This window comes from Pararhizobium sp. LjRoot255, assembly GCF_964252905.1.
GTDB lineage: Bacteria > Pseudomonadota > Alphaproteobacteria > Rhizobiales > Rhizobiaceae > Pararhizobium.
The window spans coordinates 1,704,676-1,719,944 of sequence record NZ_CAXUPQ020000001.1 but is presented as its reverse complement, the minus strand read 5'-3'; the positions used below and the strand labels follow the sequence as shown (position 1 = coordinate 1,719,944).

The window sequence follows — 15,269 nt, the reverse complement described above, 5'->3', positions numbered from 1 at the left end:
GTGATGTCGGTATCACCCGCAAATAAGCCGGCGGACTATAAGCACATGACAATCCATCTCATGCGTTCTTCGCATGCCAATCGTGGCATGCGGGATTTCTCGATCTATGCTCCGAGCTTTGACGGATCGGAGGTGCGGCCATGAAGCCCGCCTCGCAAACCTCGGCGCTCGGTTATTTCAACTGGGCCTTCATCGTCACGGCCGCCGGTCTTGCGCTCGGCGCCTGGCTCGGCTGGATCACGACCGGCACTCTGGGCGGCACGGCCACCGTCTTCTTCGTCTGTACGGTGCTTGCCGTGCTGGAAATCTCGCTTTCCTTCGACAACGCCATCGTCAACGCCAACAAACTGAAGGAAATGACACCGGTCTGGCAAAGCCGGTTCCTCACCTGGGGCATCGTGATTGCCGTCTTCGGCATGCGCATCGTCTTCCCGCTGCTGATCGTGGTGATCGCAGCCAATATCGGGCCAATCGACGCCCTGGTGCTGGCCGCCTCGCGCCCCGAGGAATACGCCCGCATCATGAACGAGGCGCATCTGCCGATTGCCGCGTTCGGCGGAACCTTCTTGATGATGGTCGGCCTGAAATTCTTCTTCGATCACGAAAAGGACGTTCACTGGATCAAGACAGTGGAGCGCGGCATGTCGCGTTTCGCGACGATCAAGGGCGTCGAAATCGCCTTCGTTCTGATGTTGATCCTGGTGTTCTCCCACTTCCTCGACGGTGAAGAAGCCACGACCTTTGTCTATTGCTCGATCTACGGCCTCCTGACCTTCCTGGCGGTCGAAGTGGTCGGCGGGTTGCTCGACGCGTCGCAGCAGACAATGAGTGCCGCAGCAAAAGGCGGTCTCGGCGCTTTCATCTACCTCGAAGTGCTGGACGCCAGTTTCTCCTTCGACGGCGTGATCGGCGCTTTCGCTCTGACGCAGAATCTCTTCGTCATCGCCATCGGTCTCGGCATCGGCGCCATGTATGTGCGTTCGATGACGATCATGCTGGTGGAAAAGGGGACGCTGGCCGAATATCGCTACCTGGAACACGGCGCCTTCTACGCGATCCTGATCCTGTCGGTGATCATGTATTGCCAGACGCTAGTGCACATTCCGGAGGTCATTACCGGCCTCGGCGGCGCGGGCCTGATCGGCATCTCGCTCTGGTCCTCGATCCGCCACAACAGGCGAGAGCAAGCTGAACACGTCAACGCGTAACGGCTGGCGCACCAACGAAAAGCCCGCCAGTCCCAGGGATTGGCGGGCTTTTTCATTCTGATTACCGCGGCTGAACCTGCAGCGCGCAATAGTCTCGCTTTGGTATTAGCGCTTCACGGAGTTGAAGTTCTTCGGATCGATACCGAGAGTGTAGAGGTCGCGGTCCAGCGGACGGCGGTGGCCCTCAACAGCCGCGGCTGCGGCCGTGGCCGCGCCAAAGATGGCGATGGCATTACCGAAGAAGCCTCGGGCGGGTTTACGAAGGGCGGACATCTCTTTTACTCACTTTCCGATTTGGTTGATCGTGTTTCATTCGATGAGTGGAAGATGATCTTTTAGGCCCCGCTTTACAATGCACAGGAATTCATCCCAGCCATGCAAATAGGAAAGGCCCGGTTAACATCAGCTAACCGGGCCTTTCCCTATGACGGTCTTGGGAGGAGCGCCGTCAATCTTCGCTTGCGGCGAGCTGGGCGAGTACCTCGCCACGGCCTCGCGCCCGCAGGATCAAAGGTATGATCAGGGCCGCCGCCGCGATCACCAGCAGCACGGCGGCGATCGGCGAGGTGAACAGCACCGTGACATCGCCCTGGCTGATCGACAGCGCCCGCCGGAGCTGCTGCTCCGCCAGCGGCCCAAGGATCAGGCCGACGACGACAGGCGCGATCGGATAACCGAAGATGCGCATGACATAACCGAGCAGGCCGAAGGCGAGCAGCATGCCGAGTTCGAACACCGAGGGATTGGCGCCGATCGTACCGAGCGTCGCGAATGTGAGAATGCCCGCGTAGAGCCACGGCTTCGGGATTGTCAGAAGCTTCACCCAGAGGCCAACCAGCGGCAGGTTCAGCACCAGGAGCATAAAGTTGGCGATCAGCAGGCTGGCGATCAGGCCCCAGACGAGCTGCGGATTGGTCGCAAACAAGAGCGGGCCGGGCTGCAGCCCGTATTGCTGGAAGCCGGCGAGCATGATCGCCGCGGTCGCCGTGGTCGGCAGGCCGAGCGTCAGCAGCGGCACCAGCGTCCCGGCGGCCGAGGCGTTGTTGGCCGCTTCCGGACCGGCGACACCCTCGATGGCGCCGTTGCCGAATTCTTCCGGATGCTTGGTCAGCCGCTTTTCGGTGGCGTAGGAGAGGAACGTGCCGATTTCAGCGCCGCCCGCCGGCATCGCGCCGATCGGGAAACCAATAGCTGTTCCGCGCAGCCACGCCTTCCAGGAGCGCGCCCAATCCTGGCCGTTCATCCAGACTGATCCCCTGACCGCTTCGACCTTGTCCGGGCCGAGATCACCCTGTGCTGCGATATAGAGAGATTCGCCGATGGCGAACATCGCGACCGCCAGCGTCGTCACCTCGATCCCGTCGAGCAGATCGGGAACACCGAAGCTCATGCGCGTCTGGCCGGTCAGCTGGTCGATGCCGATGATAGCGAGCGCAAAACCGATGAACAGCGAGGTCAGCCCGCGCAGCGTCGAATCGCCGAAGGCCGAAGACACCGTGACAAAGGCAAGCACCATCAGCGCAAAGTATTCGCGCGGACCGAAAACCAGCGCCAGCTTGACGACGAAAGGCGCGATGAAGGCAAGCGCGCCCGTCGCAAGGAGGCCGGCGACGAAGGAACCGATAGCGGCTGTCGCCAATGCCGGTCCACCACGTCCGGCCCGGGCCATCTTGTTGCCCTCGAGCGCGGTGACGATCGATGCACTTTCGCCCGGTGTGTTCAGAAGGATCGAAGTGGTCGAGCCGCCATACATGCCGCCGTAATAGATGCCGGCAAACATGATCAGCGAGCCGCCCGGATCGAGCTTGTAGGTCACGGGCAGGAGCAGTGCCACGGTGAGTGCCGGGCCGATGCCGGGCAGAACCCCGACGGCGGTGCCGAGCGTGACGCCGATCAGCGCATAGAGAAGGTTCATCGGCTGGGCGGCGACGAGCAGGCCCTGCAACAGGAAATCGAATGTGTTCATGTCAGGGCCTTACCAAAACAGATGTTCGAGCGGACCGGCAGGCAGCGAGAGTTGCAGCAACCCGGCAAAGATCAGCCAGATGCCGAGACAGAGCAGGATGCCGATCGGGACTGTCATCCACAGCTTGCGTTTGCCGAAAGCTGCTGCCGTTGCTGCAAAGAGCAGTCCGGTCGCGATCGAAAAACCAAGTATTTTCAGAAGCAGCATCTGTGCAGCAAGTCCACCGACGATCCAGACGACGGGGCCGAACTCCTGCCGGTCGCGTGCCGGAAAATCACCCCGGAGCGCTTCAAAAACGGTCCAGACCGCCAAGATCAGCAATCCGCCGGCGATCACGAACGGGATGGTGGCCGGACCGATGCCGGAGTATCCGCCCATGCTCGCAAGCCGCGACGCATCCCAGAAGATCAGGCCGGCGAGGGCCGCGAGGAAGACGGCGATGACAAGCGCCGCCCTGTCAGGGCGGCGTGTCTCCGTCGAAGGGGTGTGGCCCTTGCTCATTTTACCAGACCAATGTCCTTGAGGACGGCTTCGGTTGCCGAAATGTCCTTGGCGAGTTGCTCCTTGAAGGCATCACCGGCGAGATAGGTATCCTGCCAGCCCTTGGTCTTCAGGGTTTCCTGCCAGCTGGCGGACTTGACCAGCTTCTCGATGTCGGTCGAAACGGCGGCCTTCTGCTCGTCGGTCAGGCCGGGAGCTGCGGCAATCATGCGCCAGTTCTGCACCACCACGTCGAGACCGCTCTCCTTGATGGTCGGCGCGTCGATACCGGGGATACGCTCGGCGCTCGAAACGGCGAGAAGACGAAGCGTGCCCGATTTCACCTGCGATTCAAATTCGCCGTAGCCGGAAATGCCGGCCGTCACCTGGCTGCCGAGAATGGCGGCCAGCGCTTCACCGCCGCCGGAGAACGCGATGTAGTTGATCTTGGTCGGATCGACGCCCGCAGCCTTGGCGATGAGGCCGACTGCGATATGGTCCGTGCCGCCGGCAGAGCCGCCGCCCCAGGATACCGCGCCCGGATCCTTCTTCAGCGCCTCGACGAGATCGCCCATGGTCTTCAGCGGCGAATCCGCCGGAACGACGATCGCTTCGTACTCGCCGGTCAGGCGGGCAATCGGCGTAACGTCATTCAGCGTCACCGGCGACTTGTTGGTGAGGATGGCGCCGACCATGACATAACCGCCGACGATCAGGGCATTCGGGTTGCCGTTCGACTGGCTGGCGAACTGTGCAAGACCGATGGTACCGCCGGCGCCCGGGACGTTCTGCACCTGGACGTTGCCGGAAATGCCTTCCTGCTGCATCACGCTCTGGATCGAGCGGGCGGTCTGGTCCCAGCCGCCGCCGGGGTTCGCCGGTGCGATGATGGTGTAGTCAGCCGCAAAAGCGGGAAGCGCGAGAGCGCCGGCGAGAATGGATGCCAGAAAAAACTGTTTCAAGATTAGTCCTCCGTCAGGCGCGCTCTTTGATCTGGCGCGCGGTGTTCATCTTTGCGGACGGGGGGTTTGGCTCACTCTGGATCGGGCGCGCGTTCGCTTCTTGGGCTAAACGACGCCGGGTCTGGTGAATTTCCTCCCATTCGCCTCGATCATCCGCCTCCACGGATGATGAAGAACCACAAGGCACCACAGGAAGCTGTCATCTACCTGACATCGAGCAGGACCTTGCCGAATTAATCTCCGCTAATTTTTCCGCTTCGTCTACTGGAGGCGCAAAACTTCGTTCCAGCGGGCGATCAGCCGCGCCCGCTTGACCTGATCGAGATAGACCATCAGCCCGGGACTGACCGGAACCGGCCGCAACTGCCCGCCCAGCATCTCCCGCATCGTATTGGCCGTGTTGGCGCCGGCGACATCCGGGCTGACGGCGGGGATCTGCAATTCGCGCGCCATGATTGTCTGGCCCTCCTTCGACATGAAGAATTCGAGATAGCGCCGGCCGAGATCCGGCGAGGCCGCCGCTTGCGGCACCAGCCCGATGCGCGACATGACGACGGTATAATCCCGCGGCAGGACGATGCCGACATCCGGGTGACGCGAGGCCCAGTCGGCCGCATAGGAGCCGAGAATATTGTAGCCAAGCACGAAACGGCCGTCGGAGACGCGCTCGAGAATGGCCGAACTGGTGGAATAGAGTTTTACGCCGGCAGCACCCATCGTCTGGATCACCGACCAGATATCGCCGAACTGCTCCTGGTCGCGCGCCATGAACAGGAAACCGACGCCGGATCGCTCGATATCGTAGGTGCCGATCTTTCCATAGACCGCGCTTCCCTGACGCTTGAGATAGTCGACGAACTCGGCCCGCGTCGAGGGCGGCTTTTCCTTTGTGAAGCTTGGCTTGTGATAGACGAAGACGGCCGGCTCGAAGGTCAGCGCATAGGCCGTGTTGCGCCAATTGGCCCAGTCCGGCCAGCGGGCGCTCATCGGCAGGTCGCTGCGCTGGGCGTAGCCGTCATTGCTGAGCTTGACCTGCAGGTCCATCGCCGACGAAAAGGCAAAGTCCGCGGTCTTTTCGCCCGCATCGGTCTCCTTGACGATCCGGTCGTAGATCTCGCCGGTCAGCATATCCTCGTAGCGCACCGCCACATCCGGATTGGCCTTCTGAAAACCGACGATCATCGGCCTTGCCAGAGGTTCGTCGAGCGAGGAATAGACGACAACGGTCGGCGCGTCTGCATTGCCCGAGAGCGCCGGAAACACGACCGGCCCGGCGGCGGCAGGCAGGGAAAATCCGCAGAGAAAACTGAGCCACAGAAGGAAGCGCATAAAATGATATTGCCGCAGCACCGGCCCGTTCACAAGCCGAATGGCGACCGCTAGAGTGCCCTCAGGGAGACTGCGGATTTGCGGATACTACTAGTCGAAGACAATACGGCGCTTGCGGAAGGGCTGGTCGCCATCCTGCGCGGCAGCGGCTATGCGGTCGATGTCGTCAGCGACGGCGCCTCGGCCGATGCCGTGGCCGCGACCGAAAATTTCGATCTCGTCATCCTCGACCTGACCCTGCCGGAAATGGACGGCCTCGACGTGCTGCGCTCGATGCGGGCGCGGCAGAACAAGGCGGCGGTGCTGATCCTGACGGCGCGGGGGACGCAGGAGGAGAAAATTCGCGGCCTCGATCTCGGCGCCGACGACTACATGATCAAACCCTTCGACGTCAGCGAGTTCGAGGCCCGCGTCCGCGTGCTCTTGCGCCGAAAGGCCGGGCTCCGCTCCTCCCTCGTCAGCTACGGCAAAATCTCCTTCGACCTCAACTCCCGCACCTTTTCCGCCAACGGCATCACCGTCGATATTCCGGCCCGTGAGCTTGGCTTGCTTGAAATCCTGTTCATGCGGGCCGGAAAGGTCGTCGCCAAGGAAGCGATCATCCAGTCGCTGACCGCCTTCGACGACGATCTGAGCGCCAATGCGATCGAGCAATATGTCAGCCGGCTGCGCAAGCGGCTCGCGCCGCACGGGCTGACGGTCCGCACTGCGCGCGGCATCGGCTACTATCTCGACAAGATGGCGGACGGCTGATGCCGCGGGCCGCCTATTCGCTGCGCCGCAGGCTGCTTGCCTGGCTGCTGATCTCGACCGTGGTCATCGGATGCCTGGCGTTGATCGACACTTATCGCGAGGCGGTGAAGACGGCGAATGTCGTCTCCGACCGTGTGCTTGCCGGCTCGGCGCTGGCGATTGCCGAGCGGGTGGTTGTTGCGGAAGACGGATCGCTGGAGGTGGACATCCCCTATGTCGCGCTGGAAATGCTGACCTCTGCGGCGCAGGACCGCGTCTTCTACCGGGTCGACGGGCCGCCCGGCCGGTTCATCACCGGTTATCAGAACCTGCCCTCGATCGCCGACATGAAGGGCCAGCCCGCGGTCTATGCCGATGCGCAGTTCCGCGGCGAGCCGATCCGGGTCGCGGCGCTGGAGCGCTCGGCCTCCACCGGCATCAACTCCGTCCCCTTCGTCGTCACCGTCGCCGAAACCACCATCGCGCGGCGGCAGTTGACGCAGGCCATTCTCCTGCGTTCGGCGCTGCGTCTGCTGATGATGATCCTCGGCGCAGCAGGGATCGTCTGGGTCGCGGTGACCTTTTCGCTGCGGCCGCTCTATCGCCTCGGTGACGCGATTGCCGAGCGTAGCCCCGATGATCTGCACCCGATCGAACAATCGGTGCCGAGCGAGGTCGAGGGACTGGTCGAGACGGTCAATTCCTTCATGGTGCGGCTGCAGTCGGCGCTGGATGCACTCCGGCATTTCTCCGGCAATGCCAGCCATCAGTTGCGCACCCCGCTTGCGATCATCCGCACCCAGCTTGCCCTTTCAACCCGCGCTGCGACGCTGGAGGAGGCGCAGGCTGCGGCGCGCAAGGGCGATGAGGCCGTGGCACATGCCGAACGCATCCTCGCACAACTGCTTCTGATGGCGAAGATCGATGCCGCCGGCTCGACGGAGCCGCGGCCTGTCGAGATCATCGACCTGCTGTCTTTGGCACAGGAGGTCACCGGCGATCGCGTGCCCGGCGCCGGCGACGCGGGCGTCGATCTCGGCTTCGAGGGTGAAGGCAAGGCGCTGATCCGCGCCGAACCTCTCCTGATCGGCGAGCTTCTGCGCAACCTCATCGAAAACGCCATTGCCTATGCCGGCAAAGGCGCGGAAGTGACCGTTCGCGTGGAAAATGAAGACAACAATGTCCGGCTCGACGTCGAAGACAACGGCCCCGGCATTCCGCCGGAAAAGCGGCAGGTCGTGCGCCAGCGTTTCGCGCGCGGCGGACGCGGCGAAGCACCGGGAATGGGACTGGGACTTCCGATCGTCGAAGAAATCGCCGGTCTGTTCGGCGGACATCTCACGCTGGGCGAAGGGCCGGATGGCAAAGGGCTGAAAGCCTCGGTGACATTCCCGGCAGCGACTTCCGCCTAGCGTTCGCGACCCGTCATCAGCGAGGACGTTTCACGGGTCTGAACGAGAAGGATCGCGTTCCAGATCATCTGGACAAAACCGCGATCAGACGGGTTCGACAGCTTGCGCTGCGAAAACATGATTAAGCTCCATAGGATTGTTGCGAGCGCCTGATAGCAGCTCTTCCTGTATTTCGCCAGAGAGAGAAGAGCAATTCTGCCATGCGCGGACGCCATGGCTTTCGCTCCGCGAAAAGACGAGACCCGGGCAGCGTGCGAGAATCGCCGCCCGGGTCTCTAGTCGCTTCTTATCCACATATGGTGGCGGCGACCTGAAGAGGCTTAGCCTCGGGGAAAGACAAAACCTCCCGCCGACCGAAGAGGGTGGCCTACTTGGATCGGACACCTCAATATTAGCAATGTATAATATATTGGCAATGGCCGAGCCCATTACCATCATGGCGGGTCGCAAGCAGACGCCGCTGCTACGCCTTCCGGGGGCCGCGTGATCCGGGCCATCCACAAGGCGCAGCGTGGGTCGAATATCGGCTATAATGAGATCATCAATCCGGATGGTGGACGATCGGGCCGCGGCAGATCGTTATCGGCGCCGCAGATTTGTTTGACCTTCAAATCGACCCTTCCGAGGGAGGCGCCTCCTCGGCGGCCGCCACCTGCCTTCATCCGCTGACCAGTTGCCAGCACATTCTAATACTCCGCTCCAGCGATCGAACTTGGTTGCTACCCAGGAGGAAATTTCAACAAATGCTAATACAACCTCTCTAAATAAAGCGCCTGATGTGATAAAATCGGTACTGGGAGCAGGGCCGGCCCGATGACGACATGCCGGACGATGTTTCGCCTTGTCGCAGAGTGGTTCGCATGGGTAGAGCGTTAGCATTTTCCGTCATGCCGGAAAGAGTGGGCCCCTACGAAAAGGTCATTGGATAACAGCTCGGAACGGGAGGTTTACAATGCTGCGCAGACTGTTTTTCACCTTGGCTATTGCGACGTCCGTACTCACGGTCAACGGAGCCGCATGGGCCGACATCACGATCCTCGTGCCCTCGGGCAGCGAGGGCGACGGACTGAGGGCCGCAGCCGCCGATTACGCGAAGCTGAAGGGCACGAAGGTTGAGGCGGTCCAGGCGCCTTATGCCAATGTTTTCGAACAGGGTGCCAATGCAGGCTCCACCAAATCCGGCGTCTTCGACATCATTCTGATGGATGACCCGTGGATTCCGTTTTTCGCCGAGAACGGTCATCTGGAGGACCTGACGCCGTTCTTCAAGAGCGCCGGGATGGAAGGGCCAGACAGCGATTTCCTTTCGAAATCACTGGCGATCTGCCGCAACCCCTACAATGCAGGGCCCTATGTCTGCCTGCCCTATGTGGGAAACGCACAGATGTTCTTCTATGACGCCGCCAAGTTCAAGGAAGTTGGCGTCGACGCCCCGAAGTCCTGGGATGACGTGCTGAAGGCGGGCAAGGCGCTAACCGACAGCGGCGGCGGCCGCTATTTCGGCTACGTCTTCCGCGGCGGTCAAGGAAACCCGGTGGTCGCCGATTTCATGCCGATCTTCTGGTCCTATGGTGCAGATATGTTCAATGCCGACCGGACCAAGGTGACGATCGATACACCCGAAGGAGCCGCCGCCATGAAGACGTTCATGGCGCTACGCGATATCTCACCCAAGGGGGTCGAGAGTTACAATGCCAACGAGGTCGGCACGGCGCTCGCTGCCGGCACCGCTGCCTCATCGATCAACTGGCCGAACTGGGTAGCGACGTTCGAGGATCCGAGCCAATCGAAGATGGTCGGTAAGATCTCCTACAGCCCCATTCCGGCTGGAACCAAACCGGGCAGTTCGGAAATCGGTCACTGGACCATGGGCATCATGTCGGCTTCGAAGAACAAGCAGGAAGCCTTCGATTTCATGGTCTGGGCAACCTCGCCCGAGCAGATCAAGATTTCTGCCGAGCGCGGCAATCCGCCGGTCCGAACCTCGGTCTTCACCGATCCGGAACTGACTAGCCAAGAGAAGTTCCGGCATTATCCGGTGCTGATGGAGGCGATCCAGGCCTCGACACCCCGTCCACGTCACCCGAAGTGGCCGGAGATAGAGAATGCCTTCGGCATCGAGCTTTCCAAGGCGGTGGCGGGCACCGTCACGCCGGAAAAAGCCCTGAAAAACGCCCAGGATGCGGTCTCGCGGATTACAAACATTTACTAGAGCATCCGGCTTTCAACGGGAACATTTGAAAGCGGAGGAGATGCTTCGGTATCAAAGAGAGCGTCCTTTGCGCGTTCACCGGGACGCGCGCGGCTCTCAATCAAAAACTAGAGTGGGGACGTGCCCACTCTACAGCGCCGCGCGTCTTATCAGACGCACAAAGGTCGCTGTAGCATTTTGAATCGCTGCATAATTCTATCCTTAGATCGAATAGGATCTAAGGAATTATGCAGTAAGCAGTGGCCATGCGGAGCGGGTTTCGGACCCGCGGCGTTACAGCGCCGGCAATCGCGCCCGGCGAGCTTGAAACCCGACAATTCAGGCGCGCCGGGGCTTTGGGAAGGAGCCAATGTTGAAGTTCGGAAGCGGCATGTCGACTGAGCAGCTCCCACCGGGCGGCGGCCTGGAGCGGTGGGCAGAGCGGCATTTGCGCGTCCTCATGCTCGCGCCGACGGTCCTCACCCTGCTGGGGCTGACGATTTTTCCCAGTATCTACATGTTCTATGCCGCGGTTCACAGGATCAGCCCGAATCCCAATGTGCCATGGGAGTTCGTCGGTCCCGGCAATTTCGTGCGGCTTCTTTCCGACCAGCAATTCCATGTCGCGTTGTTGAACACCGCCATCTTCACCGTCTCGGCGGTGACAGTCGAATTCCTTCTCGGTCTCGGCCTGGCGCTGCTGCTCGACAAGTATATCCGCCGGCTGACCTTCCTGAAGACGATGCTGATGATCCCGATGATGCTGCCGCCGATCGCAGTGGCGATCACCTGGAAGCTCATCTACGAGCCGCAATTCGGCGTCCTCAACGAAATCATGTACCGTCTCGGCCTCCCGCTGCAGGCATGGGCAGGCGACGTGGATCTGGCGATGTTCTCGATCATTATCGCCGATGTCTGGCAATGGACGCCGTTCATTTTCCTGCTGATGCTGGCTGGGCTGGCCAGCCTGCCGGTCGAACCGTATGAGGCCGCCGCACTTGACGGCGCCTCATCCTGGCGGCAGTTCTGGGACCTGACGCTGCCCTTCCTCAAGCCGGTCATCGCCATTGCGCTTCTCTTGCGTGCCATGGATGCGCTGCGTCTTTTCGATCTGGTCTTCATCCTGACGGGCGGAGGTCCGGCCGACCGGACCAAGGTCCTGAGCCTTTACATCTACCAGGTCGCATACCGCTTCGCCGACCCCGGCTACGCGGCAGCGATATCGCTGTTCGTTCTGTTCGTAACGATCATCCTGAGCACCTGGTTCATGAAGCGCATGCGGCTGGCGGATTGACCATGAGAATTGTCACAAAAATGCATGCACGCAGCCATACCAGGGAGATGGTCGTTCGTTTGTCAGCTTATGTGACGATCCTGGTCGCGCTGGTCGTCACGCTTTTCCCCATCTATTGGATCGCGGCGAATTCGTTCAAGTTCGATATCGACATTTTCGCCGTGCCGCCGGAATGGCTGCCCCGGCACCCAACGCTGAAGCATTATAACGAAGCCTTTATCCAGCGCCCGTTCCTGCGCTACGCGCTGAACAGCTTTCTCGTCGCCGTCGGAACGACCATCATTTCCGTTGGTTTCGGCACCATGGCCGGCTATGCGCTGGCGCGGTTCAGCTATCCCTGGCAATGGCGCAAGCAGATTTCGTTCTGGATCCTCTCGACGCGCATGATGCCGCCGATCGTCAGCATCATTCCGCTCTACCTGTTCTTCAACTACTTCGACATGCTCAACACGAAGTCGGCGCTCATCATCGCCTACACCGCTTTCAACCTGCCGTTTGCGACCTGGATGATGAAGAGTTATTTCCAGGACCTTCCGGTCGAGCTGGAGGAGGCGGCGATGGTGGACGGCGACACGCGCTGGGGCGCATTCCTTCACGTGGCCCTGCCGCTTGCCCGGCCGGGGCTCGCCGCAACCGCCATCTTCTGCCTGATCATCTCGTGGAACGAATTCCTGCTGTCCCTGATCATCACGCTGACGGAGCAATCGCAGACGCTGCCGATCGGCATTGCCGGGCGGGTGACGCAGTACAACACCTATTGGGGCGAAATCAGTGCGGCGGGGTTCATGGCCTGCTTGCCAATCGTCATTTTCGCCTTCATCGTCCAGAAGCATCTCGTCCGGGGATTGTCCCTGGGCGCCGTCAAAGGTTGAGGCCTATGGCGTCCGTCACGTTCAAGAATGTCTGCAAGAAGTTCGGCGAATTCGTCGCCGTGAACAATTTCAACCTCGAGATCAAAGACAAGGAGTTCCTCGTTCTGCTCGGACCTTCCGGTTGCGGCAAGACGACGACCATGCGCATGGTCGCAGGTCTCGAGGAAGCCACCTCGGGCGATATCTTTATCGACGCGGACCGCATCAACGGTGTCCTGCCCAAGTATCGCGACGTCGCGATGGTCTTCCAGAGCTATGCCCTGTATCCGCACCTCACCGTCGAGGATAATATCGGCTACCCGCTGAAGATTCGCAAAGTGCAGCCTGCCGAACGCAAGCGGCGAATAGCCGAGGTCGCGCGGCGTGTCGAACTCGACACGATGTTGTCCCGTTTACCCAAGGAACTCTCCGGCGGCCAGCGCCAGCGCGTCGCACTCGCCCGCGCGATCGTTCGCACGCCGCGCGTCTTTCTCATGGATGAGCCTCTGTCCAATCTCGACGCCAAGCTTCGCACCCAGATGCGCGCCGAACTGAAGCATCTTCAGCATGAGCTGCAGGTCACCACGGTCTATGTCACGCATGATCAGATAGAGGCGATGACGCTCGCCCACCGCGTTGCCGTGATGAACAAGGGCGTGATCGAGCAGCTTGGGACGCCACGCGAAATCTACAATGATCCACGCACGCTCTTCGTGGCCGGCTTCATCGGTTCGCCGCCGATGAACCTCATTCCGGGCGAGGTGAGGGAGGGTGTATTCGCCAGCGCCGGCTTCAGGGTCGGAGGTTTCGGCCGGGCAAACATTCCCCGCGCCGTCCTTGGCATCCGTCCGGAGGACGTCCATGCGGTCTTGGCCGAGGATGAAGACGTCAATCTGGTTGCGCCGATCTACTCGGTGGAGCTTACCGGCGAGAATACGCTCGTCAGTCTGCGGCTGGGCGGTCAACTGATAACCCTGCGCGCCGACAAGAATTTTGCGGGTCAGATCGACCACGAGATCGGCATCAAGGTCACGAGGGATCGCGTGTTTCTGTACAATGGAGAGACACAGGATCGTGTTGACCTCTGACATCTGCGCGGCGGCAATGGTGATGACTGTGGCATTGCAAGCCGCGGCCGCCGATACCCGCCCCATCGCCGGCAATCCATTGATCGAAATTCCTGCCGGGTCATTCGTCTTCGGCCGCGACGATGGTCCTGCAAATGAACGGCCGCGCCGCAAGCTTGAAGGGCGGCCATTTGCGATCAACCGCACCGAGATCACGAACCGGCAATATGGGCGCTTCGTCAAGGCTACCGGTCACCGTCTTGCCTTCTACGCCAATCACCCGCTCCTCGGGTTGGATGACCGTCCGGTCGTCGGGGTGAGTTGGGGAGACGCCGATGCCTTTTGCCGCTACTACGGCTTGGTCCTGCCGTCGGAGCAGCAATATGAGCGGGCGGCGCGAGGAACGAAGGGCGCCACGTTTCCATGGGGTGATGCTCCACTGGACGAAACGCGCGCAAATTCCGGCGCCGATGCCTGCTGTTCTGGCGATGCGCGCGACGGCTATCCGATGACCGCGCCGGCGGAGTCGTTCGAGGCCGGCGCGAGCAGCGAGGGTGCCCTCAATCTTGCCGGCAATGTGTGGGAGTGGACCGGCGATCTCTATGCGCCGTATGAAGGCGGGAACGCGGCGAGGAACGCCGGACCACACCGCGTGCTTCGCGGTGGCTCCTGGAACAGCGATCGCAAGCACCTGACGACGACCTATCGCCTCGCCTATGATCCCGAATTCCGTTTCTCAGCCAATGGAGGCTTCCGATGCGTCCGCTCAGCGCATTGATAATCGCCGCTGGCCTTCTGTTCTTGACGGCTAACGCCGGTGCCGAGCCGACCGTTGCTCCCGGCTACAGGCTCGAGACGATCAGCACGCCGGGGGCTGCTTATTCCGGCCTGTCGCGAGACGGCGAGGATCTGCTCGTCACGGATCTCGCCAGCGGCCGGCTTTACCGGCGCGGTCCGGACGGCAAGCTTGCCGCATTTGGTCCGGCCTTTCCCCATGGCCTCGACGTGATCGGCGACCCGACCGGTCCCTACCGTGTCGTCCGCGCTGGCGACGTCCTTGTCGTCGCCCAAGGGTGGACGCCAGTCAATTCCGACGAGGGTCCGCTTGACCATGCGCTCGTCGCATTCGACGGTACCGGCAAGCTTCGTGTCATCAGCCGCGATTTCTGGAATCCGTTCGATTTCATCGTGGCCGGCGGAATTTACTACGTCATCGACTCCGCGCGAAACAGTGTCGAGCGCGTGCAGGCGGACGGGCGGAAAGACACGATCATGACGTTCCGCCGCATGGGGGAGGCGACGACGGCGCTGCAAAACCTTTCGCCAACGGAATTCGCTGAAGAAAAGAGCTACGAAGTCGACGCGGTGCCAACTGGCATCGGGCTTCGCGACGAGCGTCTTCACATAGCTCTGTTCGGCGGCTTCCCGTTCCTTGCCGGCGTGGGAAAGATCGTTTCGATCCCTGTGGCCGGTGGCGCGTCAATGCCAAGGGTTGACGTCGAGAGCCTGAATGCGCCGGTGAGTATCGCCGTCGACAGCGATGGAGACATGCTTGTCCTCGAACACGGTACCTACGATCAGAAGGAAGGTTTCCACAAGGGCAGCGGGCGGTTGCTCCGGCTCGACAAAATGACGGCCCGTCGAACAGTTATCCTCGACGGCCTGACGCGACCGGTATCCGTCCTCGTCTGGGACGAGCGGCGGCTCGTTGTTTCTGAACTGGGCGGCAACCTCCATTTTCTAACACGTGAAACGGCTCACTGACGACCGGTGCGAC

General features: G+C 61.3%; 15 protein-coding genes. 9 read left to right on the top strand and 6 right to left on the bottom strand.

Going from position 1 to position 15,269, the window contains the following annotated elements:
• The first annotated feature begins 140 nt into the window (after positions 1-140).
• Complete coding sequence (locus ACSQ2W_RS08435) at positions 141-1,208, top strand: DUF475 domain-containing protein (RefSeq protein WP_436085855.1); 1,068 nt, start codon at positions 141-143, stop codon at positions 1,206-1,208.
• Positions 1,209-1,313: 105 nt separating this feature from the next.
• Here ACSQ2W_RS08435 and ACSQ2W_RS08430 read toward each other — a convergent pair whose 3' ends face one another.
• The 5 genes from ACSQ2W_RS08430 to ACSQ2W_RS08410 all read right to left on the bottom strand — a co-directional run bounded on the left by ACSQ2W_RS08430 (position 1,314) and on the right by ACSQ2W_RS08410 (position 5,945).
• The gene (locus ACSQ2W_RS08430; RefSeq protein ID WP_436085854.1) at positions 1,314-1,481 is read right to left on the bottom strand and encodes a hypothetical protein; all 168 of its coding nucleotides are present in this window, start codon (positions 1,479-1,481) and stop codon (positions 1,314-1,316) included.
• Positions 1,482-1,656: 175 nt separating this feature from the next.
• A complete protein-coding gene (locus ACSQ2W_RS08425; RefSeq protein ID WP_436085853.1) occupies positions 1,657-3,174 on the bottom strand; it encodes a tripartite tricarboxylate transporter permease in 1,518 nt (505 codons plus the stop codon).
• A gap of 9 nt (positions 3,175-3,183) precedes the next feature.
• Positions 3,184-3,675: a tripartite tricarboxylate transporter TctB family protein gene (locus ACSQ2W_RS08420; RefSeq protein ID WP_436085852.1), complete on the bottom strand. Its 492-nt coding sequence runs from the start codon at positions 3,673-3,675 to the stop codon at positions 3,184-3,186.
• A complete protein-coding gene (locus ACSQ2W_RS08415) occupies positions 3,672-4,616 on the bottom strand; it encodes a Bug family tripartite tricarboxylate transporter substrate binding protein (RefSeq protein ID WP_436085851.1) in 945 nt (314 codons plus the stop codon). Before ACSQ2W_RS08415 ends, ACSQ2W_RS08420 begins: the two co-directional genes overlap by 4 nt.
• A gap of 261 nt (positions 4,617-4,877) precedes the next feature.
• Positions 4,878-5,945, bottom strand: a complete 1,068-nt coding sequence (locus ACSQ2W_RS08410) for an ABC transporter substrate-binding protein (protein WP_436085850.1) — start codon at positions 5,943-5,945, stop codon at positions 4,878-4,880.
• Positions 5,946-6,023: 78 nt separating this feature from the next.
• On the opposite strand from ACSQ2W_RS08410, the gene ACSQ2W_RS08405 reads away from it, so the two are divergent.
• Positions 6,024-6,698, top strand: coding sequence for a response regulator (locus ACSQ2W_RS08405; RefSeq protein WP_436085849.1), 675 nt, complete (start codon positions 6,024-6,026; stop codon positions 6,696-6,698).
• Positions 6,698-8,089 carry a sensor histidine kinase gene (locus ACSQ2W_RS08400; protein WP_436085848.1) on the top strand — a complete coding sequence of 464 codons (1,392 nt, stop codon included), beginning with the start codon at positions 6,698-6,700 and terminating at the stop codon, positions 8,087-8,089. The genes ACSQ2W_RS08405 and ACSQ2W_RS08400 overlap by 1 nt, the downstream gene beginning before the upstream one ends.
• Here ACSQ2W_RS08400 and ACSQ2W_RS08395 read toward each other — a convergent pair.
• Complete coding sequence (locus ACSQ2W_RS08395; RefSeq protein WP_436085847.1) at positions 8,086-8,208, bottom strand: hypothetical protein; 123 nt, start codon at positions 8,206-8,208, stop codon at positions 8,086-8,088. The genes ACSQ2W_RS08400 and ACSQ2W_RS08395 overlap by 4 nt on opposite strands.
• Positions 8,209-9,041: 833 nt before the next feature.
• Between ACSQ2W_RS08395 and ACSQ2W_RS08390 the strand changes: the two genes are divergently transcribed.
• The 6 genes from ACSQ2W_RS08390 to ACSQ2W_RS08365 all read left to right on the top strand — a co-directional run bounded on the left by ACSQ2W_RS08390 (position 9,042) and on the right by ACSQ2W_RS08365 (position 15,256).
• Positions 9,042-10,301, top strand: a complete 1,260-nt coding sequence (locus tag ACSQ2W_RS08390; protein ID WP_436085846.1) for an ABC transporter substrate-binding protein — start codon at positions 9,042-9,044, stop codon at positions 10,299-10,301.
• A 349-nt stretch (positions 10,302-10,650) separates the two neighbouring features.
• The gene (locus ACSQ2W_RS08385) at positions 10,651-11,574 is read left to right on the top strand and encodes a carbohydrate ABC transporter permease (protein WP_436085845.1); all 924 of its coding nucleotides are present in this window, start codon (positions 10,651-10,653) and stop codon (positions 11,572-11,574) included.
• A gap of 2 nt (positions 11,575-11,576) precedes the next feature.
• Entirely contained in the window at positions 11,577-12,446 is an 870-nt protein-coding gene (locus ACSQ2W_RS08380; protein ID WP_436085844.1) for a carbohydrate ABC transporter permease, read from the top strand.
• Between the two features lie 5 nt (positions 12,447-12,451).
• Positions 12,452-13,513 carry an ABC transporter ATP-binding protein gene (locus ACSQ2W_RS08375; RefSeq protein WP_436085843.1) on the top strand — a complete coding sequence of 354 codons (1,062 nt, stop codon included), beginning with the start codon at positions 12,452-12,454 and terminating at the stop codon, positions 13,511-13,513.
• A gap of 22 nt (positions 13,514-13,535) precedes the next feature.
• Positions 13,536-14,270, top strand: coding sequence for a formylglycine-generating enzyme family protein (locus ACSQ2W_RS08370; RefSeq protein WP_436087713.1), 735 nt, complete (start codon positions 13,536-13,538; stop codon positions 14,268-14,270).
• Positions 14,249-15,256, top strand: a complete 1,008-nt coding sequence (locus ACSQ2W_RS08365; RefSeq protein WP_436085842.1) for a ScyD/ScyE family protein — start codon at positions 14,249-14,251, stop codon at positions 15,254-15,256. The genes ACSQ2W_RS08370 and ACSQ2W_RS08365 overlap by 22 nt, the downstream gene beginning before the upstream one ends.
• Positions 15,257-15,269 lie beyond the last annotated feature (13 nt).

Bases quoted from the DNA above. Each gene is read 5' to 3' on its own strand.
- ACSQ2W_RS08435 (WP_436085855.1), top strand. From the start codon at position 141: ATGAAGCCCGCCTCGCAAACCTCGGCGCTCGGTTATTTCAACTGGGCC.
- ACSQ2W_RS08430 (WP_436085854.1), bottom strand. From the start codon at position 1,481: ATGTCCGCCCTTCGTAAACCCGCCCGAGGCTTCTTCGGTAATGCCATC.
- ACSQ2W_RS08425 (WP_436085853.1), bottom strand. From the start codon at position 3,174: ATGAACACATTCGATTTCCTGTTGCAGGGCCTGCTCGTCGCCGCCCAG.
- ACSQ2W_RS08420 (WP_436085852.1), bottom strand. From the start codon at position 3,675: ATGAGCAAGGGCCACACCCCTTCGACGGAGACACGCCGCCCTGACAGG.
- ACSQ2W_RS08410 (WP_436085850.1), bottom strand. From the start codon at position 5,945: ATGCGCTTCCTTCTGTGGCTCAGTTTTCTCTGCGGATTTTCCCTGCCT.
- ACSQ2W_RS08400 (WP_436085848.1), top strand. From the start codon at position 6,698: ATGCCGCGGGCCGCCTATTCGCTGCGCCGCAGGCTGCTTGCCTGGCTG.
- ACSQ2W_RS08395 (WP_436085847.1), bottom strand. From the start codon at position 8,208: ATGTTTTCGCAGCGCAAGCTGTCGAACCCGTCTGATCGCGGTTTTGTC.
- ACSQ2W_RS08390 (WP_436085846.1), top strand. From the start codon at position 9,042: ATGCTGCGCAGACTGTTTTTCACCTTGGCTATTGCGACGTCCGTACTC.
- ACSQ2W_RS08385 (WP_436085845.1), top strand. From the start codon at position 10,651: ATGTTGAAGTTCGGAAGCGGCATGTCGACTGAGCAGCTCCCACCGGGC.
- ACSQ2W_RS08380 (WP_436085844.1), top strand. From the start codon at position 11,577: ATGAGAATTGTCACAAAAATGCATGCACGCAGCCATACCAGGGAGATG.
- ACSQ2W_RS08375 (WP_436085843.1), top strand. From the start codon at position 12,452: ATGGCGTCCGTCACGTTCAAGAATGTCTGCAAGAAGTTCGGCGAATTC.
- ACSQ2W_RS08370 (WP_436087713.1), top strand. From the start codon at position 13,536: ATGACTGTGGCATTGCAAGCCGCGGCCGCCGATACCCGCCCCATCGCC.
- ACSQ2W_RS08365 (WP_436085842.1), top strand. From the start codon at position 14,249: ATGCGTCCGCTCAGCGCATTGATAATCGCCGCTGGCCTTCTGTTCTTG.